The sequence below is a fragment of the Bacteroides parvus genome (assembly GCF_017309675.2).
GTDB classification, from domain to species: domain Bacteria; phylum Bacteroidota; class Bacteroidia; order Bacteroidales; family Bacteroidaceae; genus Bacteroides; species Bacteroides uniformis.
The window spans coordinates 606,634-632,941 of record NZ_CP084680.1 but is presented as its reverse complement, the minus strand read 5'-3'; the positions used below and the strand labels follow the sequence as shown (position 1 = coordinate 632,941).

The following is a 26,308-nucleotide window of genomic DNA, read 5'->3' as shown; positions in this document are numbered from 1 at the left end:
ATGCTTGTCGTCTGTTATACCGCTGGCAAGCTATTCCCGTTTATTTTCCTGTATAAATCGAGTGCAAATACATCTGTCATTCCGGAGATGTAATCCAATACCGCCTGTATTCTTTCATAGAGTGCAGGCGCTTTTATGTTGTACTGGCCCGATACGCGATTGATGAGCAGTTGCGAATATGCCTTTTCTGGAGAACGCACGGCGTCAATCATCAGTTCGAGTAGGGTACTGATGATGCGGAAACCGGCAAGTTCAATGTCCAGTACGTCGCGTGAGCGGTAAATCCTCTTCAGGGAGATGTCTGCACAGTGCTTGTAGGCATTGGCTGGTACCTCGGATATATGGTTGATGAGGCTTCCTTCAAATTCTCCTTTCAGAATCTTTTCTTCATTGTCTACAAAGGCTTGCACGCATTCGCCGATAAGCAGCCCGATAACGCTGGAACGCAGATAGGCTATTTGCTCATTGGTGTCACTTACTATCTCCATCGTTTTGAGCCGGTGTGCTTGGCGCTCTTTCGAGAAATAAGAAAGAAGCAACTCTTTGGTTTCTTGTGTAGTCAGAATTTTCAGTTTGTGAGCATCCTCAATATCCATCATCTGGTAGCAGATGTCATCGGCGGCTTCCACCAGATAGACTAGCGGGTGGCGGGCATATTTCAACGGGGCATCGTTCTGCTTCTCCATACCCAACTCTTCTGCTATGCGGCGGAAACTTTCTTCCTCTGTGATGAAGAAACCGAATTTTGACTTTTTGCCAGCAAGACTCGATGAAAAGGGATATTTCACGATGCTTGCCAAGGTGGAGTAGGTGAGTACAAATCCTCCCTGTCGCCTTCCCTCAAACTGGTGGGTAAGCAGGCGGAACGCATTTGCATTTCCTTCAAAGTGAGTAAGGTCCTCCCATTGGGCAGGTGTCAGTTGGCCCTTCAGGGACATTCCTTTTCCTTCAGAAAAAAAGGTGGAAATTGCTCGTTCTCCCGAATGTCCGAAAGGAGGATTTCCCAAGTCGTGTGCCAGGCAGGCGGCGGAAACGATGGAGCCTATTTCGGTGAGGTAGCTGTCTTGCAGTTCCGGACGGCGGGCAATGAGAGCTTTCGATACATCGTTGCCTAGTGAGCGACCTACACATGATACTTCCAGGCTGTGCGTCAATCGGTTGTGGACGAATACACTACCGGGAAGAGGGAATACCTGGGTTTTGTTCTGCAGACGGCGGAAGGGGGCGGAGAAGACAAGGCGGTCATAGTCACGTTGGAATTCCGAGCGGTTTTCATGGCGTTCCTGATGAAACTCTTCCAGTCCGAAACGTTTGGCAGATATGAGCGTATTCCAATTCATCATGATGTTATTTACGATTGAAGTTACTATTATTTAACTGCAAATGTATCACTATTTTGTATAAAAAGCCGTATTTTCGCCCAAGTTTATAGTGAAACGGAGATGAATTGCGAAACTTGAATTACTCGAATTGTAAGAATAGAAGTAGCCCTAATTGTAAATCGTCAAATCGTAAATAACATCATGTTGAACGTACAAATCATCAATAAATCAAAGCATCCGCTTCCGGCTTATGCCACTGAGCTGTCTGCAGGAATGGATATCCGTGCAAACCTTAATGAATCTATTTCGCTGGCTCCGATGCAGCGGTGTCTGGTGCCTACTGGCCTTTATATCGCTCTTCCGGAAGGATTTGAGGCGCAAGTGCGTCCGCGTAGCGGATTGGCCATTAAGAAGGGGATTACCGTGCTGAACTCCCCTGGAACGATTGATGCCGATTACCGTGGTGAAGTTTGTATTATTCTCGTCAACCTTTCTGCAGAAACCTTCGTCATCGAAGATGGGGAGAGGATTGCACAAATGGTGATAGCGCGTCACGAACAAGCTCTTTGGCAGGAAGTGGAAGTGCTGGATGAGACGGAGCGCGGTGCCGGTGGCTTCGGGCATACGGGTAAAAAATGAATGGATATTGTTCCGTTTTTACGGGCTAAGAATTTATAATTAAATAGATGAGAATCAGAGTAAAAATAATACTTGCGTTGTTGATAGGTGCCTTCTGCCTTACTACGTATGGAGTGCAGGCTGCCAATGTTCAAGCTTCTAAGGAGAAAATGAGCGGGTACGGTCGGCCTGAAAAGGCACGGAAGGAATTGAAGAAACGGAAGAAGTCGAAGAAAGCCGATGTTTCGCCCGTAAAGGAGCTTACCCCCGAACAGCAGCGCCGTTACGACTACTTCTTTCTTGAGGCCGCCCGTCTGAAAGTCCAGAAAGACTATGATGCAGCTTTTGATGTCCTGCAACATTGCCTGACGATAAACCCGAACGCATCATCGGCTTTGTATGAGATGGCCCAGTATTATATGTTCCTCAAGCAGGTGCCGCTGGGACAAGCCGCGTTGGAAAAGGCGGTGGAGAATGCTCCCGACAATTACTGGTATGCCCAGGGACTTGCCAATCTGTACATGCAGCAAAACGAAACGGAGAAAGCCGCTGTCTTGTTGGAAAATATGGCGGTACGTTTCTCGGATAAGCTGGACCCGCTATACAACTTGCTGGAGATTTACAACCGCCAGGAAGAGTATGACAAAGTTATCGGTATACTGAACAAGCTCGAGGAACGGATGGGCAAGAACGAACAGCTCAGTATGGAGAAGTTCCGCATCTATCTGCAAAAGAAGGACGACAAGAGCGCCTTTCATGAAATAGAAAGTCTGGTAGAAGAGTATCCCAACGATAGGCGCTATCAGGTGGTACTGGGGGATGTCTATATGCAGAACGGGAAAAAGCAGGAAGCTTATGAGATTTACAAGAAGGTGCTGGTCGAAGAGCCGGACAATGCAATGGCCATGTACTCATTGGCTTCTTACTACGAAGAGACCGGACAGAAGGAACTATATGAACAGCAATTGGACACGCTGTTACTGAACAAGAAAGTGGCTTCGGACACCAAACTGAATGTGATGCGGCAGTTCATCGTGCAGAATGAGCAGGCAGGCAAGGACAGCACACGTGTCATTACGCTCTTCAACCGTATCATGGAGCAGGAGCCCGATGAGGCACAATTACCTTTGCTGTATGCCCAATATCTTCTTTCCAAAGGAATGAACAAGGAGGCAGGACCGGTTCTGCGTCAGGTTCTGGCGATAGACCCTACCAACACAGCGGCTCGTATGACATTGCTGGGGGAAGCCGTGCGCCAGGAGGATTACAAGGAAATAATGAATTTGTGCGAAGCCGGTGTGGAGTCCAATCCCGATATGTTGGAGTTCTATTTCTATCTGGCCATTGCCTACAACCAGGCGGAACGGACGGATGATGCTCTTGCCATCTGTCAAAAGGCTTTGTCACACGTCAAGGACGATAGCAAGAAGGAGGTCGTATCAGATTTTTATGCCATTATCGGTGATGCTTATCACACCAAGAATCTGCATGCGGAAGCTTATGCGGCTTATGATTCCGCTTTGGTGTACAATCCTTCAAACATCGGTGCCTTGAATAACTACGCATATTATCTTTCCGTGGAGCGTCGCGACTTAGACAAGGCGGAAGAGATGAGCTACAAGACAGTGAAAGCCGAGCCGAACAATTCCACCTATCTCGATACATATGCATGGATATTGTTTGTTAAAGGTAATTATGCCGAGGCGCGTCTCTACATAGATGAGGCGATAAAGAATGATAAAGATAGCAGTGACGTGGTCTTGGAACATTGCGGAGATATCTATTACATGACTGGCGATGCGGAAGGTGCCTTGAAATACTGGAAACAAGCCTGGGATAAGGGCAATCGCTCTGATACGTTGAAACAGAAAATACAAAAAAAGAAATATATATCAGATGAAACTAAACCTGCTGAATGATATGGCAAGGACGTGCCGCCTATTGTCCTTGCTGTTGTTGCTGGCTGTGGGGTTTGCCGGTTGCAAGACTTCGCGTCACTCAAGTTCTCTGTCCGGAGAATCTGCCTGCCTTTCCTCCAAAGTGCAGCTGACGGTACCCCATAAAGATGCCACCCTTACTGTGAACGGTACGATGAAGTTGAAGAAGGAAGAATGCATGCAGATTTCCTTTCTGATGCCGATACTTCGTACGGAGGTGGCACGTATGGAAGTCACCCCGGATGAGATTCTGTTGGTAGACCGTATGGGAAAACGTTATGTCCGTGCAACACGTAAGGAACTGAAGGATGTGCTGCCCAAGAAGGCGGATTTTGCCCATTTGGAGAAACTGCTTTATGCTGCTTCCAAACCCAATGGTAAGAAGGTGCTTACCGGCAAGGAACTCGGGATACCCTCTCTGGAAAAGGGAAAGATTGAACTTTCCAACTTCTCGGATAAGCCTTTTGTACTGGCCCCTACCCAGCTCTCACAGAAATATAAAGAGGTGGAGCTGGAGGAACTGCTGGAAATGCTGATGGACCTTTGATTAGTTGATCATTGATAGTTGATAGTTGTTGGATAATCCCTTATAACTTATGAAGCTTCTCCTTTTCTTCTTTCTCCTCCTTTTGCCGGTTTCTCCGCTCTTTGCCCAGTCCAACAAGCTGATTAAGGAACTGGAAAGCAAGCGTGGTGCCTTGCAGAAACAGATAGTAGAGTCGGAGACGCTGTTGATAACCACCAAGAAGGATGTGGGAAGCCAGTTGAAAGGTCTTGCTGCACTGACCGGACAGATAGAAGAACGCAGACGTTATATTCTGACTATCAATAATGATGTGGAATCCATAGAGCGCGAGTTGTCTTCATTGGGACGTCAGTTGACTCGCTTGCAACGTGACCTAAAGGACAAGAAGAAGAAATATGAATCGTCCGTCCAATATTTGTATAAGAACCGTTCCATTGAAGAGAAGCTGATGTTCATTTTCTCTGCCAAGAGCCTGGCACAGACCTATCGACGCATGCGTTATGTACGCGAATATGCCACTTATCAGCGCCTGCAAGGTGAGGAGGTGTTGAAAAAGCAGGAACAGCTGAACCGTAAGAAGGCTGAGCTTCAGCAAGTGAAGGCTGCCAAGGAAGGATTGCTGAAAGAACGTGAAGAGGAGAAAGTCAAGCTGGAAGCGCAGGAGAAGGAACAGAAGTTGTTGGTGGCCAATCTGAAAAAGAAACAGCGGGGATTGCAGAACGAACTGAATAAGAAACGCCGTGAAGCCAATCAGCTCAATGCACGCATTGACCGCCTGATAGCGGAAGAGATAGAGAAAGCGCGTAAACGTGCGGCAGAAGAAGCGCGCCGTGAGGCAGCCGCACGTAAAAAGGCTGGTGAGAAAACTGCGACTGCCTCTACGTCCGCAAAGCCAAAGGCACAGCCTTTGGATACTTACTCCATGAGTAAGGCAGACCGTGAATTATCCGGGAATTTTGCTAATAATCGCGGTAAGTTGCCGATGCCCATCACTGGAGCGTATATCATTACCAGCCATTACGGCCAGTATTCTGTAGAAGGTTTGCGCAATGTCAAGCTGGACAATAAAGGCATCGATATACAAGGGAAACCGGGTGCCCAAGCCCGCGCCATCTTCAATGGTAAAGTGGCGGCTGTCTTTAAACTGAACGGACTGTTCAATATCCTTGTCCGTCACGGGAATTATATATCCGTCTATTGCAACTTGTCATCGGCCTTGGTGAAGCAGGGCGATGATGTTACCACCAAACAGACCCTCGGACAAATCTTCTCGGATGGGGCCGACAATGGTCGTACGGTGCTACATTTCCAATTGAGGAAAGAGAAGGAAAAACTGAATCCGGAGCCGTGGCTGAACAGATAATGATAATTTAAATTTTCACTCCTTCCAGCAACTCCAAATACATTCCTATCGCCTCCTCTATCTCCTTGACAAAGATAAATTCATCGGCAGTGTGTGAACGGGCACTTTTCCCTGGTCCCATCTTTAGAGAAGGGAACGGCATCAGTGCCTGGTCGGACAAGGTCGGTGAGCCGAAAGGAGTACGTTTCATGGTAATAGCCTTTTGCACTACCGGATGCTCCGGAGCTACGTGTGAAGAGCTTAGCCGGAAGGAGCGGGCTTTGGCTTCACACGTGATGTGTTTCTGTATTTCATCGAATAGCTCCTGATTGCTATAACACTCGTTGCTGCGAATGTCTACGACAAAAGTACAACGGTCGGGAATGACGTTATGCTGTGTACCGGCGTTTACCATGGTTACGCTCATTTTCACGGGACCCAACAGGGAAGATTCTTTTGGAAAACGGTAATCACGAAACCAGGCAATATCATCCAATACCTTATATATAGCATTATCTCCCTCGTTTCGGGCAGCATGTCCCGATTTTCCGGTAGCAGTTACGTCCAGCACCATCAATCCTTTTTCTGCAATGGCAGGTTGCATCTCTGTCGGCTCGCCTACAATGGCAAACTGTATGGGAGGGAGTTCCGGCAATACGCATTCTATTCCCCCCTTGCCTGATACTTCTTCCTCACACGAGGCAAGATATATCAGATTGTAGGCCTGAGTGGTGCGGCACAATGTCAGGAATACTTGCAGCAGGCTGACTACACTGGCTCCGGCATCGTTGCTGCCCAGCCCGTAGAGCTTTCCATTACTTTCCAGCGTTGGTTTGAAAGGATCTTTCCGCCACCCGTTGACGGGTTTTACGGTGTCGATATGGGAATTCAGCAGCAAGGTCGGTTTCTTTAGGTCGAACATCGGGCTGAGGCACCATACATTGTTGCCTTTACGTCCTGTTGCCATGCCTTGCATTTCGATATAGTTCTGCAGATAATCCGCCGCTTTCTCCTCGTCGCGGCTCAAGGAAGGAATGGCTATCAGTGATTTGAGCAATCCGATTGCTTCGGAAGTTAAAGTCGGTATATCGTAAATCATATTCGGTAAATAAATAATCCTGCTGCAAACTTACGAATAAAAAACGGAAAGGAGTACCCATATTGAATAATTACCCGCTAATATCGGATTAGTTTCAAATGAAACCACTACCTTTGTACCGTATTTACCAATATCAAAAGTTATGACTTATCATCATTTGTCTGTTCTGGTGCACCGCCAGGCAGAGAAGTATGGAGACAAAATAGCCCTGAAATACAGAGACTATGAAACTGCACAATGGATACCCATCTCTTGGAAAGAGTTCTCACAGACTGTACGCCGGACTGCCAATGCAATGGTGGCTTTGGGAATAGAGCCGCAAGAGAATATCGGTATCTTCTCGCAGAATAAACCCGAATGTCTCTTTACTGATTTCGGTGCATTCGCCAACCGGGCGGTGACTATACCTTTGTATGCTACCAGCTCACCGGCTCAGGCACAGTATATCATCAACGATGCACAGATACGTTATCTGTTTGTAGGCGAGCAGTTCCAGTACGATGCCGCTTTCAGTGTGTTCGGATTTTGCCAGTCTCTGCAGCAGCTCATCATCTTCGACCGTGCTGTGGTGAAAGATCCGCGCGACATGACTTCCATCTATTTTGATGAATTTATGGCAATGGATGAAGAGTTGCAGCACAATGCCATTGTAGAAGAACGTACAGCAGCTGCCTCAGATGATGACCTCGCCAATATCCTTTATACTTCCGGTACTACCGGTGAGCCGAAAGGTGTCATGCTCCATCATTTCAATTATAGAGAGGCTTTCCGCATTCATGATATCCGATTGCCTTTCATAACAGACCAGGATGTTTCCATGAACTTCCTTCCGCTGACCCATGTATTCGAAAAGGCATGGACCTACCTTTGTATACACCGGGGGGTGCAGGTCTGCATCAATCTCCGTCCACAAGATATACAGACTACTATTAAAGAGATACGTCCTACACTGATGTGCAGTGTACCCCGTTTTTGGGAGAAAGTCTATGCCGGTGTGCAGGAGAAGATTTCCCAGGAAACCGGTCTGCGTAAGGCGATGATGTTGGATGCCATCAAGGTGGGCAGGACGCATAACATTGATTATGTGCGTCAAGGAAAGACTCCTCCGATGATGCTTCATCTGAAATACAAGTTCTACGAAAAGACCATTTATGCTCTGCTGAAGAAGACGATAGGTATTGAGAACGGTAATTTCTTCCCTACGGCAGGTGCTGCTGTGCCCGATGAAATCTGCGAGTTTGTGCATTCTGTAGGTATAAACATGGTGGTGGGCTATGGTCTGACGGAATCTACGGCTACCGTTTCCTGCTTCCTCAACGAAGGCTATGAGATTGGTTCCGTAGGTACGGTGATGCCTGATGTGGAGGTGAAGATTGGCGAGAATAACGAGATACTTCTTCGTGGTAAGACTATCACTACCGGATACTACAAGAAACCGGAGGCAACGGCTGCTGCCATCGACCGTGACGGTTGGTTCCACACGGGTGATGCCGGTTATTTGAAGGATAGTCATCTGTATCTGACGGAGCGTATCAAAGACTTGTTCAAGACCTCTAACGGAAAATACATTTCGCCGCAGGCATTAGAAACGAAGCTGGCTATTGACCGTTACATTGACCAGATTGCTGTCATTGCCGATGAGCGTAAGTTTGTTTCCGCTTTGATAGTTCCCGTTTATGGCTTTGTGAAGGATTATGCCAAGGAGAAAGACATTGCATACGGCAATATGGATGAGTTACTGCAACATCCCAAGATACAGGCGTTGTTCCGTGCCCGTATCGATACCTTGCAGCAGCAATTTGCCCATTATGAGCAAGTGAAGCGTTTCACACTTCTGCCGGAACCATTCAGCATGGAGCGTGGGGAACTGACGAATACGCTGAAGCTGAAACGTTCTGTTGTGGCAAAGAACTACAAGGAGCTGATTGATAAGATGTACGAAGAATAAAACTTTGTTTTTTTGTTTATAACCGTCCGACCTGGGGTGAATCTTTTTCATTCCGGGCCGGACGGTCTGTTTTTTATCTCCTTCTTCTGAACAGAAAGAAACTACCCCCTGCACTGCGAGAAACTAATCATCTGTATACTGCTGACTGGCAGTTTTTATGCTTCTTATTATTCTTACAACAGCTGTTATAAGAAAAGAATACAGCTGTTGTAAGAAACTAACATGACTGTGATAAGAATAATGAGATGCGAGAAAATAGTTAGTTTGTCGCAATGGAGAGGTTAATTTGCCGCGGTGCCGGGGGGGATTCTCTTGTAGATAATGAAAGCCTCACTCTTAGGCGAGGGAGAGAAGGGTGATGCCGTAATCTGCTTAAAACCATGCAATAAAGCACCGGTTCTGCCAGCAGCTTTTCTTCATTAACTTTTATTAGCAAATAAATCGTCCTTTTCCGATAGGGTTGCGGTTGTGCCCCCGGTTTTATATACGAGAGCTTGAAAGAAATCTGCAGAATAAAGACATTTGGATAAGCTTAAATATTAACCGTAACATACTAATAGCCTATGAAGCATACAAAGAAGAAGAAATGAGAGGAACAGTCAATCAGACTGGCCGATCGGGATAACAGATTTCCGAGAATCTGTTTATTAACTTAACACATATTTAATCTAATATTTATTTTCCGAAAAACAGCTTATGAAAAAAAGACTTATGCTAACCTTGGTTTGCCTGATGGCGGCCATTAGCTGGGTAGCAGCCCAAAATTCCCCCATTACCGGTATCGTTATTTCAGCTGAAGACAATGAACCGATTATCGGAGCTTCCGTATTGGTAAAAGGAAGTACTACCGGAGCCGTAACAGATTTAGACGGCAAATTCACTATTACAGATGCACCCGCAGGTGCCACGACACTGCAAGTGTCTTTCGTAGGTATGATAACACAAGAAGTTCCCATCACTCCGGGAACGATAAGAGTCACATTAAAGAATGATGCCAAGCTACTGGATGAAGTGGTGGTAACGGCATTGGGTATTGCAAAGAAAGAAAAATCACTGACTTACTCTACTCAAGTGGTGAACGGCGACGAATTGGTTCGTGCCAAGGACCCCAACATGATGAATGCGCTGGCCGGTAAGACGGCAGGTGTGCAAATCAACAAGAGTTCTTCCGGTCTGGGTGGTTCTTCCAAGGTCATCATCCGTGGTAACCGTTCTGTAAGCGGTAATAATCAGCCTCTTTACGTGATAGACGGGGTGCCGTTCGGTTCCTCCACTAACGAAAATACTTCAACTACCATTGGTGGTGATAATGACAGTGGTAACTACGACCGTGGCGACGGTATCTCCAATTTGAATCCCGATGATATTGAGAGTATGAATATCTTGAAAGGTCCTGCGGCAGCCGCTTTGTATGGTAGCTCGGCTGCCAACGGTGTGGTAATCATCAATACCAAAAGAGGTAAAGAAGGTCGTGCCAGCATTTCTTTCAATACCAATACCACTTTTGATATGGCTGCCTATGGTATTCCCGAATTCCAGAATCATTATACCGGCCAAACGACCAGCTGGGGCGGTAAGATAAACGGTAGTCCCGACTATACTGACGATTTCTTCAAGACGGGTGTTACCACTATTAACTCTCTTTCTTTAAGTATGGGTTCAAAGGCTATGCAGACTTATTTCTCCTATGCCAATACTTACGGCAAGGGTGTGGTAGAAGGCAACCGTTTGGTGAAACATAACTTTAATTTCCGCGAAACAGCAAATTTCTTCAATAATAAGTTGACGGTCGATGCCAACGTCAATGCCATGTATCAGAAAGGAAACAACCGTACCACTTCAGGAGGTTATTATATGAATCCTTTGGTCGGTTTGTACCACTTCCCGCGTGGTGGTGTAGAGGGTGGTAAAGATTTTAACTACTACAAGGATAACTATCAAGTGTTGAATACCGGACGTAATATTATGGATCAAAACTGGTATAAGACTTCCGGAACCGATATGGAGCAAAATCCTTATTGGCTTATCAACAAAGTGCCTAATGAAGATACGAGGTACCGTACTTTGATAAACCTGAGTGTGAAATACCAGATTAACGATTATTTCAGTATCCAGGCTCGTGGTAGCGCCGACTATATAGTGGATAAAGACAATACCCGTATGTATGCAGGTACCAGCCCTATCCTCTGCGGTATGAATGCTGCTGGAACCGGAACCAATGGCCGTTACAGCTATAATGAGCAAAGTGAACTTTCTACTTATGGAGATGTCCTCTTTACGTATCAACAACAGTTCGAGAATTTCAGCTTTAATGCATCAGTCGGTGGCAGTATCAATGATTATAATGGCAATGGAACCGGTTTCGATTCCTATCCGGGTACACTCTCCATTCCCAATGTATTTACGATGCAGAATGTGACTCTCAATGCAGGCTCTTTGAGTGATTGGAGAAAACATACACAAAGCCAGAGCGTGTTCTTTACCGGTCAGATTGGTTTAAAAGACCAGCTTTTCCTTGACGTGACGGCACGTAATGACTGGACTTCTACCTTGGCCTATACCAAGTATAAGAACAAGGGCTTTTTCTATCCGTCAGTAGGTCTTACCTGGTTGCTCAACGAAACTTTGAAGTTGCCTTCCTGGATTAGTCTTGGGAAAATCCGTGGTGCATGGTCACAAGTAGGTAACGGTTTGGATACCTATCTCTCCAATCCACTTAATACGATTACAAAGAACGGCAGTATCAGCTTTAATACAACTTCTCCTTTTGATGAGTTGAAACCTGAAAAGACGACTTCTCTGGAATTTGGAACCGAATGGCGCTTCTTTGACAGCCGCTTGGAGTTTGATTTTACTTACTACAAGACGAATACAAAGAACCAGCTCTTCACCTTGCCCGCTCCTTCCGGTTCAGAGTATAATACCTATTATGTAAATGCAGGTGACATTCAGAACAGTGGTATAGAAATTATGATGAACGCCACTCCGGTGATGACCAATAGTTTCCGTTGGAAAACCGGCGTCAACTTTGCCACCAACAAGAACGAAGCCAAAGCATTGGCCGGTGAAGCATTGGGATATTTCCAATTCAGTGGCGGTGAGAGTAATAATGTATGGAGCCGTCTGGAAGTAGGTGGTTCGTTCGGCGACTTCTACGGAACAACTTTTGAACGTGATGATAACGGTAAAATCAAGTTTGGCGATGACGGTCTGCCATTGGTGAACAAATCCGATCCTAAAAAGCTGGGTAACTCAAATCCTGATTTCAATTTAGGATGGAGCAATACGCTTACCTGGAAAGACTTCTCGTTGTATTTCCTTATTGACGGACGCTTTGGTGGTAAAGTGATGTCACTGACAGAAGCCGACCTTGACCAGCAAGGTGTGAGCAAGGCTACCGGTGATGCACGTGACCGTGGATATGTGATGCTCGAAGGGCATAAGATATCCGGAGAGCAGGCTATACAAGATTTTTATAATCTGGTGGGCGGACGTGCCGGTGTGACAGAGTACTATACTTACAGTGCCACTAATATTCGTTTGCGCGAACTTTCCATAGGATACAATCTGCCCCAGGCATGGCTGACTAAGATTGGTGTCATCAAGAGTGCGCAAATTTCGCTGGTGGGCCGTAACTTGTTCTTCTTCAAGAACAATGCTCCTTATGATCCCGATGGTATGCTGTCTACCAGCAACCGTTTGCAGGGTGTCGATGTGTTTGGTATGCCTACCAACCGTTCGATAGGTTTCAACTTGAAGGTTAATTTTTAAATAGACTTATAATTATGAAGAATATATTGAAATATACGGCAACTGCGTTGCTGGCAGCTTCCATGTTTACCGCATGTACCGGTGCATTCGATGACTTGAATACCGACCCGAAAGGAGTAAGTGACGAAGAATTGAAGCAGGACAACAACTATATAGGCATGCATTTTATTCCGATGATGCAGTCCATCTATTATAATAATGGCGGTGGTACTAATCCGTGGGAATATCAGCTGATACAGAATCTGAATGCAGATATGTGGTCGGGCTATGTAAGTACGGCTACTGCCTTTGCCGGTAATGTAAATAACATTACTTATGCGATGAATGCAGGTTGGAATGATAACTGCTGGGATTATGCTTATAATCACGTGATGTCCCAGAGTCTTAAAATTACGCGCAAATGTGAGAAAGACATGGAGACATATTCCCATTTCGCAGCCATCAATACCATTTGCCGTGTGATAGCCATGTCTCGTTTGACCGATCAATACGGGTGTATTATCTATACTCATTATGGTGAATCGGCTACAGGTGGTACTTATGATTCCGGGCAGGATGTTTACAAGAAGTTCTTTGAAGAACTGAGGGAGGCTGCTGATGAACTGCGTGCAGTGAAGGACAAAGATGTGGCTTCGTTCGCTCCGTTTGACTATGCTTATGGGGGTGACCTCAATAAATGGGCCAAATTGTGTAATACTATCCGTTTGCGTCTGGCCATGCGTATCGTGAAATACGACGCTGCATGGGCAAAGAGCGAGGCTGAGGCTGCCATGAATGATAGTAATGGGCTGATTGAAACCAATGATGCGAATTTTGGTATTGCTGGAAACGGTTATGTGAACCCGCTTTACGGCCTGGCCTTCAGCTATGGCGACTGTGTGCTCAATGCCAATATTCCCTCTCTGCTGGGAGGGATGAATGATGCCCGTTTGGAAAAGTATGCCACAACAAATGCTGACGGTGATTTCTTCGGTATCCGTAATGGTGTGAAAGGTTTGGAAGAGGGCAAGAACTCGGATAATTACAAGGCGATTGTGAGCAAACCTAATCTGGTTGCAACGTCTCCGGCTATTTTGGCTACTGCCGGTGAAACGATTCTTCTGGAAGCTGAAGCTGCCCTGCGTGGTTGGAATGTGAATGGTAAAGGTACTGCTAAGGATTTGTACGAGAAGGGAGTGAAGGCTTCATTTGAACAATGGGGAGCTGCTGTAGGCGATTATTTGAGTGGCACTACTGCTGCTGTTGCTTATGTGGATCCTATTATTCCGGCAGCCAGTATCGAAGGTCAAAGCAAGGTGACCGCTCAATGGGATGAGTCTTTGAGCAACGAGGAGAAATTTGCTAAGATTGCTACACAGCGCTGGATTGCTGTCTATCCCGAAGGTATGAACGGTTGGGCCGAGTTGCGTCGTACCGGTTATCCTAAACTATTCCCAGTGATGGTAAATTACAGCCAGGGTGAAATTGATACTGACCTTGGACCACGTCGTTTGCCTTTCACCATTAATGAAAAGGACAATAATCCTACCGGTTATGCCAAAGCTGTCGAAATGCTTGGTGGTCCTGATAATGCGGCAACCCGTGTATTCTGGGATGTGAACAAATCGAATTTCTGATATCCTTACTGAGTAAAAGGTATGCCGGAGACAACTTCGGCATACCTCCTTAATCTCTTGAAAGGGAATCATTTTATTTTGATAGATTTCAAATATCTTCAGATAGAGTTTAAACCTCTGTCTGACTATTCTTGCTTAATATTGTAGCTTGATTTATGTTAGCTGAAAAGAACAAGTTTCGTGCGAAAAATTGAATTAAACTTATTTACTGTATATGAGGAATATCATTAAACCTCTCTGCTTGTTGACCGGTCTGCTTTGTACCCCGGCTGTTTGGCTTCATGCCCAAGTAGATGAAAAGTTGAAAGCCGACATCGTCAGTACGGGTTACGTGCACAGTCCGTTGCCGCTCGACGAGACAAAGGCTTTCGAGACATTCGGCTTGAAAAAGAAAGTGTTGGAAACTATGATGCTGTGTGATATGGAGGATTTCTCCAAATGGTCGCACAAGGGCATCGGTAAGATTGGTTTGACTGATGAACGGAGCAAGTCTGGCAAGCATAGCCTGCGTCTGGAAGCTCCTGCCCATCCGGAGAAGATTCTCGGCTGGGGGTTGGGACGTGGCACTTGCATGGCCTCTTATGATATAGGAGGTGTGAACTGGGAAGGTTACAACCGTCTGAAGTTCTATATCTATCCCACGTGCGAAGGGGCACGCAGCATTTACCTGAACCTCTATGTGGAAAATGACGGAGAAATAAAAGTACCCGACATTTACGGTCGGGAAGGATACCACGAAATCAACTTGAAAAACAACCAATGGAACGAATGTTTCGTCGAGATGTCCGGGCTGGCGCGCGACAAGGTGACCAAGATTTCATTTGCTATCGAAGTGTTCGGCAAGGAACGCACTATGGGAGATTCCCTCCGTTTCGATGTGGATGCCGTGGAATTGCAGAAAGTGGAGAATCCGGAAACCGTGAAAGGCTGGATGCCCGCACAAAACCGCATCATCTTCTCTACTACTGGTTATGGCATAGAGAGTCCCAAGAGCGCCATTGTCAATGTGGAAAAGCACGGCGGACAGTTCCAGTTGAAGGATGCCGCGACGCAGGCCATTGTCTATACCGGCCCCATCCGTAAGGAAAAGACCGGTCTGGGAGAGTTCGAGACGATAGACTTTTCCGACTTCAAGACGCAGGGACGTTACGTCATTCAGGTAGGGGATGTCACCACCTTGCCTTTCTATATCCATAAGGATGTGTGGGAGGATTCTGCCTGGCGGATGGTCAACTTCCTGTTTTGCGAACGTTGCGGTTATCCCGTTCCCGGAAAGCACGGGGCTTGTCATAATGACTTGCATGCCACTTACAACGGACATATTATTCCTATAAACGGAGGATGGCACGATGCTGCCGACATGTCCCAACAGACCTTACAGACGGGAGAAATAGCCTATTCCTTGCTCTTGATGGCCGAACGCGCCAAAGAAAAAGGCAATGTCGACTTGTACAACCGCCTGATGGAAGAGGCTTTGTGGGGAATGGACTATGTGATGAAGACCCGGCTGGGCGATGGTTACCGTGCACAGACGTGGGGTACCAATCTATGGACTGACGGTGAGGTAGGTACCGACGACGATGCCGGCCGCCGTGAACTGCTTGTCCATAACGGAGCTTTGGAAAACTTCCTGCTTGCAGGAATTGAAGCGTATGCCTCCATGATGGTTGAGAAGGATGAAGCCCTCAGGAGCAATCTGAAAAAGATTGCAAAGGAAGACTTCGGTTATGCCATGAAACGCTTTAATGAGTTGGGCTTTGCCGAACTGATAAAGAAGGGTGGGGGACATGCCGCCATGGCATCCGAAAGCCAGTATCACGCCAATATTTCATGGGCAGCCAGCATGCTCTACAAGCTGACCGGCGAACAGCAGTATGCCGATGAGGCCGTGAAGGCTATCCGCTACACCTTGCAGTGCCAGCGCACCGAACCGCTGAAAGACAAAGACAAGACCTGCGGCTTCTTCTACCGTGATTTGGCCAGGAAGTCCATTGTACACTATACCCACCAGTCCCGCGACTATGCCTATATGGAAGCCCTTGCCGCCCTTTGCGAGACACAGTCCGGTCATGCCGAGTATGAGCAGTGGATTCGTGCCATGAAACTCTATGGCGGTTATCTGAAGAATATCATGAAGTATGTATATCCTTATGGAATGGTGCCCAGTGGCATCTATCACAAAGATGAAGTGAAGGATTCCGCCAACTTCTACGCCGTTCAGGTAGGGATTCGCAGCGGTGCCGATAAGGATTTCGAGGAACAGCTCGAAAACGGTATCCGTCTGGATAAAGAGCATTATTTGCGCATATTCCCCGTCTGGTTCTCGTTTAAGGGAAATATTGCCGTACATTTGTCTACCGGTAAAGCTGCCGCTATCTGTGCCAGGGTACTGAAGGACAAGGAACTGAAAGACATTGCCGAACAGCAGCTCTTCTGGGTTGTAGGCAGGAATCCTTTCGGACAGTCCATGATTTATGGGGAAGGCAGCAACTATCCGCAGCTCTACACGGCATTGCCCGGAGAAACGGTAGGAGAGATACCCGTAGGTATGCAGTCCTATTTCAATGAGGACACGCCCTATTGGCCACAGTTCAATACGGCTACTTATAAAGAGGTGTGGGGCTCTTCGGCAGCCAGATGGCTGATGTTGGTTTCTGAATTCTAAAGCAAGATGATATGAGTGACAAGACTGTTTATTCACGGCGCAACCTGGCCATCGACATGCTGAGGGCATTGACCATGTTCATCATGATTTTCGTCAATGACTTCTGGAAAGTGCATGACGTACCCCATTGGCTGGAACATGCCGTCTATGGTGAGGATTTTATGGGACTGGCGGATATTGTATTCCCCTGCTTTTTGTTTGCAGTGGGAATGTCCATACCTTACGCCATTGAGCGCAGATATGCCAAGGGCTTCTCGGCAGAGTCCACCTTGGGGCATATCCTTTCCCGCACCTTTGCCTTGCTGGTGATGGGGGCGTTTATAACGAACTCGGAGTTCCGGCTTTCACCGGAAGCTCCCTATCCGATAGGAGTATACTGGTTCCTGATGGCCATAGGCTTTATCGGTGTGTGGAACCAATATCCGAAACCGGCTTCCGGCACTCAGAAGAACCTTTTCCGTGCTTTTAAAATAATCGGAGTATTGGTTCTCCTTTACCTTGCCTTCACGTTCCGCAATCCGCAGGGAGGTGTATTCGGTGCCTATTGGGGAATATTGGGCTCCATCGGCTGGACCTATCTGGTATGTGCCGTAATCTATATCTTCAGCCGTGACCGGTTGCAGTATCTGCTGCCTGCCTGGGGTGCCTTTATCCTGATATGCCTGCTGGGTACGCCTTTGCGCGAGGGCTTTGGCGGTGAGGCTATCCTTGCCTTTCCCGAACGCAACTTCTATCAGGGCATGTTGTCCATTCTGCATATCGGCAACGGGGCTTTGCCCGCATTTACAATGGGAGGTGTCATCCTTTCCATTCTCAGCGCCCGCTATGCCGGCAAGGGTGACGGCTGGAAACTCTGCAATGGGCTGACGGTTGCCGTTCTGCTTCTGCTGGTCGGAATTGGGACACACCATTTCTGGATTGTGGCCAAGATGGGTGGCACTCCTCCCTGGGTGTTCTATGTGACTGCCATTTCCGTGGGGCTCTACACACTGCTCGGCTATCTGGTCAGCCATCAGGTCACAGGTTGGTTCAACCTGATACGCCCTGCCGGAACGGCTACGCTGACCACTTATCTGGTACCTTATGTCTTCTATGGCTTTGCTGATGTGACCGGTGTTGTCCTGCCGGACTGGTTCACACATGGATTCATGGGGCTGGTCAACTGCCTTTGTTTTGCCTTTGTGGTAATCGGCGTTACCTGGGTGATGGAAAAACTGCATGTTAAACTTAAAATTTAGATAGAATGAAAAAGAGCTTTTTACCTGCATTCTTGCTGCTGTTCCTTGCGCTGGGCATGTTCTCGTGCCAGCAGGGAGCTAAGGAAACAACCAAGGAATATCCCATGTTCTGGACGTGGCTGGACTATCGTCCCGGCATGAACTTCGACTCCATCTGCCAAGTGATGAACGACATCGGCATGGATGGAATTATGCTGAATGCGCCGACTCCCGACGATTACCGGGCTGCCATACCGGTTGCCCATAAACACGGAATCGAAGTGTATGCCTGGTTATGGACCATGAATCTGGAACACGACCGTGACAAGATATTGAAGGAGCATCCCGAATGGTTCAGCGTGAATCGTAACGGCAAGAGCCTGGCAGACACTACCGCCTATGTAGGCTATTACAAGTTTCTCTGCCCGGCATTGCCCGAAGTCCGCGAGTTCATCAAGGAAAAAATCAAGGCCTACTGCGAAGTGGAAGGCTTGAATGGCATTGCCATCGACTATCATCGTTTTGTGGATGTGGTGCTTCCCACCACCTTGTGGCCCCATTATGGCATTGTGCAGGACCGTGAATACGCTGCGTGGGATTACGGTTACCATCCGGAAATGCTCAGGTTGTTCAAGGAGCAGTACGGTTATGACCCCCGCGAGCAGGAAGACCCTTCCCTCGATGTGAAGTGGCGCCAGTTTCGTTGCGACCAGATAACCGAAGTGGCCAATATGATTGCCGAAGTGGTGCATTCCTACGGCAAGACAATGGCTGCCTCCCCGTTCCCCACCCCGAAGATGGCTTCACGCATGGTGCGTCAGGACTGGGGCAAATGGAATCTCGACATCGTGTTCCCGATGGTTTACCATACCTTCTATACGGGTGATGCCAGCTTCATTTCCGACTGTACGGTTGAGAATGTACGCGACAAGAACGATATGACTACACTGTACTGCGGCATGACCGCCACCGACGGCCCGATGATGTTCGAATGCATGGATGCCGCTCTCAACAACGGCGCCCAGGGAATTGCCGTATTTACCATTCATGGACTGCGTTCTCCGGAGGTGAAGAGGCAGTTCAAGGCTTATACGGACAGTGTCAGAGCCGTGCGTGCCGCCAATGGCGGGGTGATAAAGGCTACCCATCCCGAAGTGGCGGATCCCGACCCCTTCAAGCATGAAGGCATTATGAAGCTGATGCAGGAACGCATGCAGCAAATCATAGCCAAGGCTGCCGGCAAGGAAGAGCCGGCTCCGCTGGCATTGGGCGAGTACAAGGAGGTGGATTCCTATGACGCGACACGCTGCTACCAAGTGGTGGATGAGAATAGCAAGACTACTTTTGACGTGACATTCTATCTTTACGGCGACGTTGTTTCCGGTTGGGATGTAGCAGTAGCAGACAAGGCTTCTACTAATAAGAAATGAAAGGACGTTTTATGATAGTGAGAGATTACGGGAGCAAACTCCTTCTGCTCTTGGTGTTTTCAATGGTAGGCATGGTTTGTTGCAATGCCCAGAGTGGAAAGAGCTTGTGTGTAAAGAAAGTAATGTGTACGGCTTCACCGGAAGGTGAGGCTGTGCCGTCCTTGCTGGACGAGAACGGGATAGAGTTTCAGCCCCTTGATGTGGTCAACTGGAAAGATTATCCCTACAAGCCGGAAGTGAGTTTCCGCATAGCCCATACGGGGCGCGAAATCCTGCTCCACTACAAAGTGAAGGAAGCCAGTGTGCGTGCAGTGGCCTCCGGAGACAATGGCCGGGTATGGGAAGATGCTTGTGTGGAATTCTTCGTATCTCCCGAAGGTGACGACCGCTATTACAATTTCGAATGTAACTGCGCCGGCAGGCTGCTGATTCAGGGAGGTGCAATCAATGAGCGCCGTCCTACGGCGAGTCAGGAAGTGCTGGGCATGGTGAAACGTTGGAGCTCGTTGGGCGGCGAACCTTTCGAGGAACGTTTGGGCGAGTGCAGCTGGGAACTGGCCATGGTTATTCCCGTTTCCGCTTTCTTCCAGCATTCCGTCGGTTCTCTGGACGGAAAAACAATGAAAGGGAATTTCTACAAGTGTGGTGACAAACTCCAGACTCCCCACTTCCTTTCTTGGAGTCCTATCGGGCTGGAACGCCCCATGTTCCACTGTCCGGCCTTTTTCGGCACCTTGTCTTTTGAATAAATCTTTAGGGTGTTTTGGTGGAATCATTTGCCGTTAGCATTACTTATTGGATTGACAATTGCGGAATTATGTGTTTTTTTATACCTTTGCACTTCCTAAATTGTAAATGCATATATGATTACCGCAGAACAACTGAAAGATATCAAAGAACGTACCGAGGCGTTGAACCGCTATCTGGACATTGAAGGAAAGAAGATACAGGTGGAAGAAGAGCAGCTCCGCACCCAGGCTCCCGGTTTCTGGGATGACCAGAAGGCTGCCGAGGCTCAGATGAAGAAAGTGAAAGGCTTGCAGCAATGGATTTCTGGCTACAATGAGGTAAAGACCTTGACTGACGAGGTACAACTGGCTTTCGACTTTTACAAAGACGAACTGGTGACTGAAGAGGAAGTGGACGATGCCTATGCCAAGGCAATCACTGCTGTCGAGGCCCTCGAACTCAAGAATATGCTTCGCGAGGAAGCCGATCAGATGGACTGTGTGCTGAAAATTAACTCTGGTGCCGGTGGTACGGAGAGCCAGGACTGGGCAAGCATGCTGATGCGTATGTATCTGCGCTATGCCGAGACTCACGGCTATAAGGCCACCATCGCCAACCTGCAGGAAGGAGACGAGGCAGGTATCAAGACTTGTACCATCGAGATTTCCGGCGATTATGCCTACGGTTATCTGAAAGGTGAGAACGGTGTGCACCGCCTGGTGCGTGTTTCGCCCTACAATGCCCAGGGCAAGCGTATGACTTCTTTTGCATCCGTGTTTGTCACTCCCTTGGTAGATGATACCATCGAGGTGAATATCGAACCTGCCCGCATGTCATGGGATACCTTCCGAAGTGGTGGTGCCGGTGGACAGAACGTCAATAAGGTAGAGTCCGGTGTCCGTCTGCGCTATCAGTATAAGGACCCATATACGGGCGAAGAGGAAGAAATCCTGATTGAAAATACCGAGACACGAGACCAGCCCAAGAACCGCGAGAACGCTCTCCGCCTTCTTCGTTCCATGCTCTATGATAAGGAACTCCAGCACCGCATGGCCGAGCAGGCAAAGGTGGAAGCCGGTAAGAAGAAAATCGAATGGGGTAGCCAGATTCGTAGCTACGTCTTCGACGACCGCCGCGTGAAAGACCACCGTACCAATTTCCAGACCAGCGACGTGAACGGTGTGATGGACGGAAAGATAGACGGCTTCATCAAAGCTTACCTGATGGAGTTTGCAGGAAGTGGCGAATAAATTTTCTCCCTTTCATTTGCATTCTTCCCGAATTTCTTCTTACTTTGTTCATCGTTGAACTTTAAACTATAAAACACACCATGGGAAAAAGTAAGAAGAAAGCAATGCACAGCCAGAAGGAAGAGCAACAAGCCAAGAAAGTGATGATGACGATGGGAGTAATAGCCATTGTATTGGTCATCGCCATGTTTGTGGCTTACTCTTACTGGGGCTGATAAAATCACTGGAAACGACATGCCGCAGGAGATAGAACGGAAATTCCTCGTGACGGGAGAATACAAGCCACAAGCGTATGCACACAGCCGTATCGTACAAGGATACATCAGTAGTGCGCGTGGACGGACGGTACGGGTGCGCATCCGTGATGAGCGGGGATTTCTCACCATCAAGGGTGCATCCAATGAATCGGGAACCAGCCGCTACGAGTGGGAAAAGGAAATCCCACTGTGCGAAGCGCGGGAACTGCTGAAATTGTGCGAACCGGGTATCATCGACAAGACCCGTTACCTTGTGCGTAGCGGACAGCATACTTTTGAGGTGGACGAGTTCTATGGCGAGAACGAAGGGCTGACTGTGGCTGAGGTGGAACTCTCCTCGGAAGACGAGCCTTTCGTGAAACCTGCATTCATCGGACGGGAGGTGACGGGAGACATCCGCTACTATAACTCGCAGCTGATGAAACACCCTTTCACCACGTGGTAGCAAACCAATTGTATGCCGTACTTGTTTAATCGTCATGGAGAAACTTTACGACTACCTGCCAAGAGAACTGGTCACCTTCCTTTTGGTCACCGTATTCTCTTTACTCATCGGGCTTTCACAGCGTAAAATCAGCTTGAAGCGCGAAGGGGAGACTACGCTTTTCGGTACCGACCGCACCTTCACCTTTATAGGCATTCTGGGCTATCTGCTCTATATTCTCGACCCTACGGGCTATCGTCTGTTTATGGGAGGAGGAGCCATTCTGGGGCTATTGCTCGGACTGAACTATTATGTGAAGCAGTCACAGTACCATGTGTTCGGAGTAACCACCATCATTATTGCACTCATCACCTACTGCATTGCTCCCATTGTGGCCACGCAGCCGTCGTGGTTCTACGTCATGGTCATAGTGACCGTCCTGCTCTTCACCGAGTTGAAGCATACCTTCACGGAACTGGCCCAGCGCATGAAGAACGACGAGATGATTACGCTTGCCAAGTTCCTTGCCATCAGCGGCATTATCCTGCCGATGCTGCCCAATGAGAACCTTATTCCCGGCATCAACCTGACGCCATACAGCATTTGGCTGGCCACAGTGGTTGTATCGGGCATTTCCTACCTTTCTTATCTGTTGAAGCGCTACGTCTTCCATGAGTCGGGCATTCTGGTTTCGGGCATCGTGGGAGGCTTGTACAGCAGCACGGCTACCATTTCCGTACTGGCGCGAAAGAGCCGTAAGTCGTCTGCGCAGGATGCTCCCGAATATGTGGCGGCCATGTTGTTGGCGGTCAGCATGATGTTCCTCCGTTTCTTGATATTGATAGGTATTTTCAGCCGGGAGACGCTACTGGTCATTTATCCCTACTTGCTGATAATGTCGGTGGTGACGGCAGCCGTGGCATGGTATCTGCATTCCAAGCGGAAACGGGTGGACGACGGCATGCGTGACACGGAGAACGAGGACAGCAGTAACCCGTTGGAATTCAAGGTAGCGCTGATTTTTGCCATGCTGTTTGTGGTGTTCACTATCTTGACCCACTATACGCTGGTGTATGCCGGTACGGGTGGACTGAACCTGCTCTCTTTCATTTCGGGGTTCAGTGATATTACTCCTTTCATTCTGAACCTGCTTCAAGGAACAGGCAGTGTGGCGGTGCTGGTGATTACGGCTTGCAGTATGCAGGCTATTGTCAGCAATATAGCGGTGAACATGTGCTATGCGTTATTTTTTGCCGGCAGGAAAAGCCCTTTGCGCCCGTGGATATTGGGGGGATTTGGTTGTGTTATTGCCATAAATATCTGTCTGTTACTTTTCTTCTATTTTCTCTAAATAGCTTTCTTTTTGCTTTTTTAACTCCGAAAGTCTCGTAAATGCATGAAAAGAGGCTATTTTTGTCGAATTCACTGTGACAAAACTCGAACGGGAAACGTCTAATACGAAGACAATAAAGAATAGTCACTAAAAATAAAAACGCAATGAGAATCAAATGGACTGTGCTGCTATGGATGCTGATGATTTCGGGCCTGGTTGCAGCGCAAAACACGGCAAACACTTCTTTTCAGGTTAAAGGAATTTTGCTAGACTCGCTCACCCAGGAGGGTGAACCTTATGCTACCATTAAAATCGTGAAGAAAGAGGCTCCTGCAAAAGCGCTGAAAATGCTGGTAACGGACATGAAAGGTCAGTTTCAGGAGAAAGTACCCGGCACGGGCAACTTCGTGATGACCATCACTTCCGTGGGACGTACTCCCATCGTGAAGAACTTTTCTGTGAAGGCAGGGGAGAAGCTGGTGGACTTCGGTACGCTGTATATCGTAGATGCCTCCAATGAGTTGGGACAAGTGGAGATTGTAGCTCAGAAGCCTCTGGTGAAGGCAGATATCGACAAGATAGAGTACAATGTGCAGGACGACCCTGACGCCCAGTCGAACTCTGTGCTGGAAATGCTTCGCAAGGTACCGTTGGTAACGGTGGATGGCGAGGACAATATTCAGGTGAACGGGAGCAGCAGCTTCAAGGTATACGTCAACGGAAAGCCCAACAACATGATGAGCAACAATCCGACGGAAGTGCTGAAGAGTATGCCTGCAAACAGTATCAAGCATATTGAAGTGATAACCAATCCTGGCCCCAAGTATGACGCCGAAGGTGTGGGAGGGATTTTGAACATCGTCACCGTGGGCAGCGGAGTCGAAGGCTATACGGCTACGTTCAGTGCCAACGTCAGCAATCGCGGTGCAGGCGGCGGGGCATTCGGTACCATCAAGAGTGGCAAGCTGACCGTCAGCGCCCGCTACAATTACAACTACAACGATCAGCCCCGCAACTATAACAGCGGTAGCCAGCATGTGACACCGGAAGCTGTTACGGAGAATTCTTCCAATCTGGACTATGACGGCAGCAACAAGGGACACGGTTCTTTCCAGTCGGGCAGCATGGAGGCCAGCTACGAAATAGATACATTACGCTTGGTTACCATGTCTTTCGGACTTTGGGGTGGTGGGAATAAGAGTAACGGCTCTACGGACTACATCGCCACTTTCCCGGAGAGCATGAACGCTGCTCCCATTTACAGTTATTCTGCCTTTAACCGCAGCAAGTCTTCCTGGTATTCTATCGACGGAGGTGTAGACTACCAGCGTCTGTTCAAGGTGAAGGACCGTATGCTGACGTTTTCTTACAAGATAAACACCCGTCCGCAAACATCGGATTCCTATACGGAATATGAAATAGACAATGGCTATAACCCCGATTGGGCAGACTATCTGAACCGCTTGAAGAACCTGCATAACGACGGTGAGCAGAATACCACGGAGCATACGTTCCAAGCCGACTATACCACGCCTATCGGTAAGCTGCATACACTGGAGGCAGGCGCCAAGTACATTCTGCGCAACAACTCTTCGGAAGACGACCGTTTTGATGCGGACGATACCGGAAAGTATGAATACAACAAAGACCAGAGCTCGCACTACAAGCATTTAAACGATATCATTGCCGCCTATCTGGGATATGGGCTGAAGGTGAAGAGACTTTCGGGCCGTTTGGGATTGCGCTACGAGCATACCATCCAAGACGTGAAGTATTTGGTGGGCCGGGGTGAGGATTTCACAAAGAACTTTGACGACGTAGTGCCTTCCGCTTCCATCGGCTACAAGCTGACGGATATGTCCAATCTGCGTTTGGGATACAACATGCGTATCTATCGTCCAGGAATCTGGTCTCTGAATCCTTATCTGAATGATACGGATCCCTCCTACATCAGCCAGGGTAATCCGGAACTGGACAGTGAGAAGAGCCATGCTTTCAACTTGAGTTACAGTAACTTCACACAGAAGTTCAACATCAATATCTCGGCCCGCTACTCGTTTACCAACAACAGTATTGAGAATGTGACAAGGCTCATGCCCGATACGGAGATTGAGGGATTGAAGAACCCCACGGGCAAGGATGTGCTTTATTCTACCTATGCCAACATCGGCAAGACCCGTTATGCCAGTGTGAACGGTTACGTCAACTGGAATGCCACTCCACGTACACGTATCTACATGAACATGAGCGGCAATTACTCTTATCTGGAGGGCAGTGAAGGCATGCGTAACGATGGCTGGAGCCTCTTTGCCTACGGCGGTGCACAGCAGACGCTGCCCCATGACTGGCGCATCAGTCTGAATGTCTTCGGACAGACGCCGTGGATTATGCTGCAAGGTAAGGGCAGCAGCTTCTTTGATTATGGCTTGAGCGTCAACAAGTCCTTCCTGGACAAGCGCCTCACCTTGTCTGCCTTTGCCAGCAACTTCTTCAAGAAGTATATGGACCAAAGCTCCACCACCGAAGGCAACGGTTTTATACGTGAAAGCAACTATAAGTACAGCCGCCAACGTTTCGGCATAAGCGTCAGCTACCGTATCGGTGAGCTGAAGGCAAGCGTGAAAAAGGCTGCGCGCACTATCAGCAATGATGATGTGAAGAGCGGTGGCAGCGGTTCCGGTGGTGGTGAATAAGTTGTAAATACATTGTCAGGCAAATGACTCGTAGGACACAACAGATGGACGGGATTTAGGGTGTTGAATTGCTAAAAATCCCCTTCTGAAACTTGTACCTCTCTATTCTTCAGAGAATACAAGTTTCAGAA

18 protein-coding genes are annotated in these 26,308 nt (G+C 48.0%); 16 read left to right on the top strand and 2 right to left on the bottom strand.

Going from position 1 to position 26,308, the window contains the following annotated elements; translation table 11 throughout:
- Positions 1–14: 14 nt before the first annotated feature.
- The gene (locus JXR92_RS02470) at positions 15–1,343 is read right to left on the bottom strand and encodes a deoxyguanosinetriphosphate triphosphohydrolase (protein ID WP_119961400.1); all 1,329 of its coding nucleotides are present in this window, start codon (positions 1,341–1,343) and stop codon (positions 15–17) included.
- Positions 1,344–1,526: 183 nt separating this feature from the next.
- On the opposite strand from JXR92_RS02470, the gene dut reads away from it, so the two are divergent.
- Genes dut through JXR92_RS02450 form a run of 4 tightly spaced genes read left to right on the top strand, consistent with a single transcriptional unit; the run spans position 1,527 to position 5,766 of the window.
- Positions 1,527–1,961, top strand: a complete 435-nt coding sequence (dut, locus tag JXR92_RS02465; protein ID WP_117703874.1) for a dUTP diphosphatase — start codon at positions 1,527–1,529, stop codon at positions 1,959–1,961.
- A gap of 47 nt (positions 1,962–2,008) precedes the next feature.
- Entirely contained in the window at positions 2,009–3,859 is a 1,851-nt protein-coding gene (locus JXR92_RS02460) for a tetratricopeptide repeat protein (RefSeq protein ID WP_138344662.1), read from the top strand.
- Positions 3,837–4,424, top strand: a complete 588-nt coding sequence (gene lolB1, locus JXR92_RS02455; RefSeq protein ID WP_138344661.1) for a lipoprotein insertase outer membrane protein LolB1 — start codon at positions 3,837–3,839, stop codon at positions 4,422–4,424. The genes JXR92_RS02460 and lolB1 overlap by 23 nt, the downstream gene beginning before the upstream one ends.
- Positions 4,425–4,473: 49 nt before the next feature.
- On the top strand, positions 4,474–5,766 hold the full coding sequence (locus tag JXR92_RS02450; protein WP_117703847.1) for a murein hydrolase activator EnvC family protein: 1,293 nt from the start codon (positions 4,474–4,476) through the stop codon (positions 5,764–5,766).
- 7 nt (positions 5,767–5,773) lie between these two features.
- On the opposite strand, the gene JXR92_RS02445 is transcribed toward JXR92_RS02450, so the two are convergent.
- A complete protein-coding gene (locus JXR92_RS02445; RefSeq protein WP_117588744.1) occupies positions 5,774–6,844 on the bottom strand; it encodes a M20 family metallo-hydrolase in 1,071 nt (356 codons plus the stop codon).
- A 142-nt stretch (positions 6,845–6,986) separates the two neighbouring features.
- Here JXR92_RS02445 and JXR92_RS02440 point away from each other — a divergent pair, with 142 nt between their 5' ends.
- The 12 genes from JXR92_RS02440 (at position 6,987) to JXR92_RS02390 (ending at position 26,177) form a co-directional block, all read left to right on the top strand.
- On the top strand, positions 6,987–8,792 hold the full coding sequence (locus tag JXR92_RS02440) for an AMP-dependent synthetase/ligase (protein ID WP_117964720.1): 1,806 nt from the start codon (positions 6,987–6,989) through the stop codon (positions 8,790–8,792).
- 696 nt (positions 8,793–9,488) lie between these two features.
- The gene (locus JXR92_RS02435; RefSeq protein WP_117703849.1) at positions 9,489–12,563 is read left to right on the top strand and encodes a SusC/RagA family TonB-linked outer membrane protein; all 3,075 of its coding nucleotides are present in this window, start codon (positions 9,489–9,491) and stop codon (positions 12,561–12,563) included.
- Positions 12,564–12,577: 14 nt separating this feature from the next.
- Positions 12,578–14,179: a SusD/RagB family nutrient-binding outer membrane lipoprotein gene (locus JXR92_RS02430; RefSeq protein WP_171030403.1), complete on the top strand. Its 1,602-nt coding sequence runs from the start codon at positions 12,578–12,580 to the stop codon at positions 14,177–14,179.
- Between the two features lie 214 nt (positions 14,180–14,393).
- Positions 14,394–16,844: a glycoside hydrolase family 9 protein gene (locus JXR92_RS02425; RefSeq protein ID WP_138344660.1), complete on the top strand. Its 2,451-nt coding sequence runs from the start codon at positions 14,394–14,396 to the stop codon at positions 16,842–16,844.
- A gap of 11 nt (positions 16,845–16,855) precedes the next feature.
- On the top strand, positions 16,856–18,082 hold the full coding sequence (locus tag JXR92_RS02420) for a DUF5009 domain-containing protein (protein ID WP_138344659.1): 1,227 nt from the start codon (positions 16,856–16,858) through the stop codon (positions 18,080–18,082).
- Between the two features lie 5 nt (positions 18,083–18,087).
- Positions 18,088–19,491 (top strand): family 10 glycosylhydrolase, encoded by a 1,404-nt coding sequence (locus tag JXR92_RS02415; RefSeq protein WP_005830352.1) that lies wholly within the window; start codon positions 18,088–18,090, stop codon positions 19,489–19,491.
- Entirely contained in the window at positions 19,488–20,240 is a 753-nt protein-coding gene (locus JXR92_RS02410) for a carbohydrate-binding family 9-like protein (protein WP_117964728.1), read from the top strand. Before JXR92_RS02415 ends, JXR92_RS02410 begins: the two co-directional genes overlap by 4 nt.
- 114 nt (positions 20,241–20,354) lie before the next feature.
- Complete coding sequence (gene prfB, locus JXR92_RS02405) at positions 20,355–21,470, top strand: peptide chain release factor 2 (protein WP_005830350.1); 1,116 nt, start codon at positions 20,355–20,357, stop codon at positions 21,468–21,470.
- An 80-nt stretch (positions 21,471–21,550) separates the two neighbouring features.
- Positions 21,551–21,685: a hypothetical protein gene (locus tag JXR92_RS17440; RefSeq protein ID WP_005830349.1), complete on the top strand. Its 135-nt coding sequence runs from the start codon at positions 21,551–21,553 to the stop codon at positions 21,683–21,685.
- 19 nt (positions 21,686–21,704) lie between these two features.
- Complete coding sequence (locus tag JXR92_RS02400; RefSeq protein ID WP_117964730.1) at positions 21,705–22,172, top strand: CYTH domain-containing protein; 468 nt, start codon at positions 21,705–21,707, stop codon at positions 22,170–22,172.
- A 34-nt stretch (positions 22,173–22,206) separates the two neighbouring features.
- Positions 22,207–23,502: an MgtC/SapB family protein gene (locus JXR92_RS02395; protein ID WP_117964732.1), complete on the top strand. Its 1,296-nt coding sequence runs from the start codon at positions 22,207–22,209 to the stop codon at positions 23,500–23,502.
- A gap of 146 nt (positions 23,503–23,648) precedes the next feature.
- Positions 23,649–26,177 (top strand): TonB-dependent receptor, encoded by a 2,529-nt coding sequence (locus JXR92_RS02390; protein ID WP_138344658.1) that lies wholly within the window; start codon positions 23,649–23,651, stop codon positions 26,175–26,177.
- Positions 26,178–26,308 lie beyond the last annotated feature (131 nt).

Excerpts from the sequence above, each read along its gene's own strand:
- JXR92_RS02435 (WP_117703849.1), top strand. The coding sequence starts at position 9,489 with ATGAAAAAAAGACTTATGCTAACCTTGGTTTGCCTGATGGCGGCCATT.
- JXR92_RS02415 (WP_005830352.1), top strand. The coding sequence starts at position 18,088 with ATGAAAAAGAGCTTTTTACCTGCATTCTTGCTGCTGTTCCTTGCGCTG.
- JXR92_RS02430 (WP_171030403.1), top strand. The coding sequence starts at position 12,578 with ATGAAGAATATATTGAAATATACGGCAACTGCGTTGCTGGCAGCTTCC.
- JXR92_RS02400 (WP_117964730.1), top strand. The coding sequence starts at position 21,705 with ATGCCGCAGGAGATAGAACGGAAATTCCTCGTGACGGGAGAATACAAG.
- JXR92_RS17440 (WP_005830349.1), top strand. The coding sequence starts at position 21,551 with ATGGGAAAAAGTAAGAAGAAAGCAATGCACAGCCAGAAGGAAGAGCAA.
- JXR92_RS02390 (WP_138344658.1), top strand. The coding sequence starts at position 23,649 with ATGAGAATCAAATGGACTGTGCTGCTATGGATGCTGATGATTTCGGGC.
- JXR92_RS02425 (WP_138344660.1), top strand. The coding sequence starts at position 14,394 with ATGAGGAATATCATTAAACCTCTCTGCTTGTTGACCGGTCTGCTTTGT.
- JXR92_RS02420 (WP_138344659.1), top strand. The coding sequence starts at position 16,856 with ATGAGTGACAAGACTGTTTATTCACGGCGCAACCTGGCCATCGACATG.
- JXR92_RS02440 (WP_117964720.1), top strand. The coding sequence starts at position 6,987 with ATGACTTATCATCATTTGTCTGTTCTGGTGCACCGCCAGGCAGAGAAG.
- JXR92_RS02410 (WP_117964728.1), top strand. The coding sequence starts at position 19,488 with ATGAAAGGACGTTTTATGATAGTGAGAGATTACGGGAGCAAACTCCTT.
- JXR92_RS02445 (WP_117588744.1), bottom strand. The coding sequence starts at position 6,844 with ATGATTTACGATATACCGACTTTAACTTCCGAAGCAATCGGATTGCTC.
- JXR92_RS02460 (WP_138344662.1), top strand. The coding sequence starts at position 2,009 with ATGAGAATCAGAGTAAAAATAATACTTGCGTTGTTGATAGGTGCCTTC.
- prfB (WP_005830350.1), top strand. The coding sequence starts at position 20,355 with ATGATTACCGCAGAACAACTGAAAGATATCAAAGAACGTACCGAGGCG.
- JXR92_RS02395 (WP_117964732.1), top strand. The coding sequence starts at position 22,207 with ATGGAGAAACTTTACGACTACCTGCCAAGAGAACTGGTCACCTTCCTT.
- lolB1 (WP_138344661.1), top strand. The coding sequence starts at position 3,837 with ATGAAACTAAACCTGCTGAATGATATGGCAAGGACGTGCCGCCTATTG.
- JXR92_RS02470 (WP_119961400.1), bottom strand. The coding sequence starts at position 1,343 with ATGATGAATTGGAATACGCTCATATCTGCCAAACGTTTCGGACTGGAA.
- JXR92_RS02450 (WP_117703847.1), top strand. The coding sequence starts at position 4,474 with ATGAAGCTTCTCCTTTTCTTCTTTCTCCTCCTTTTGCCGGTTTCTCCG.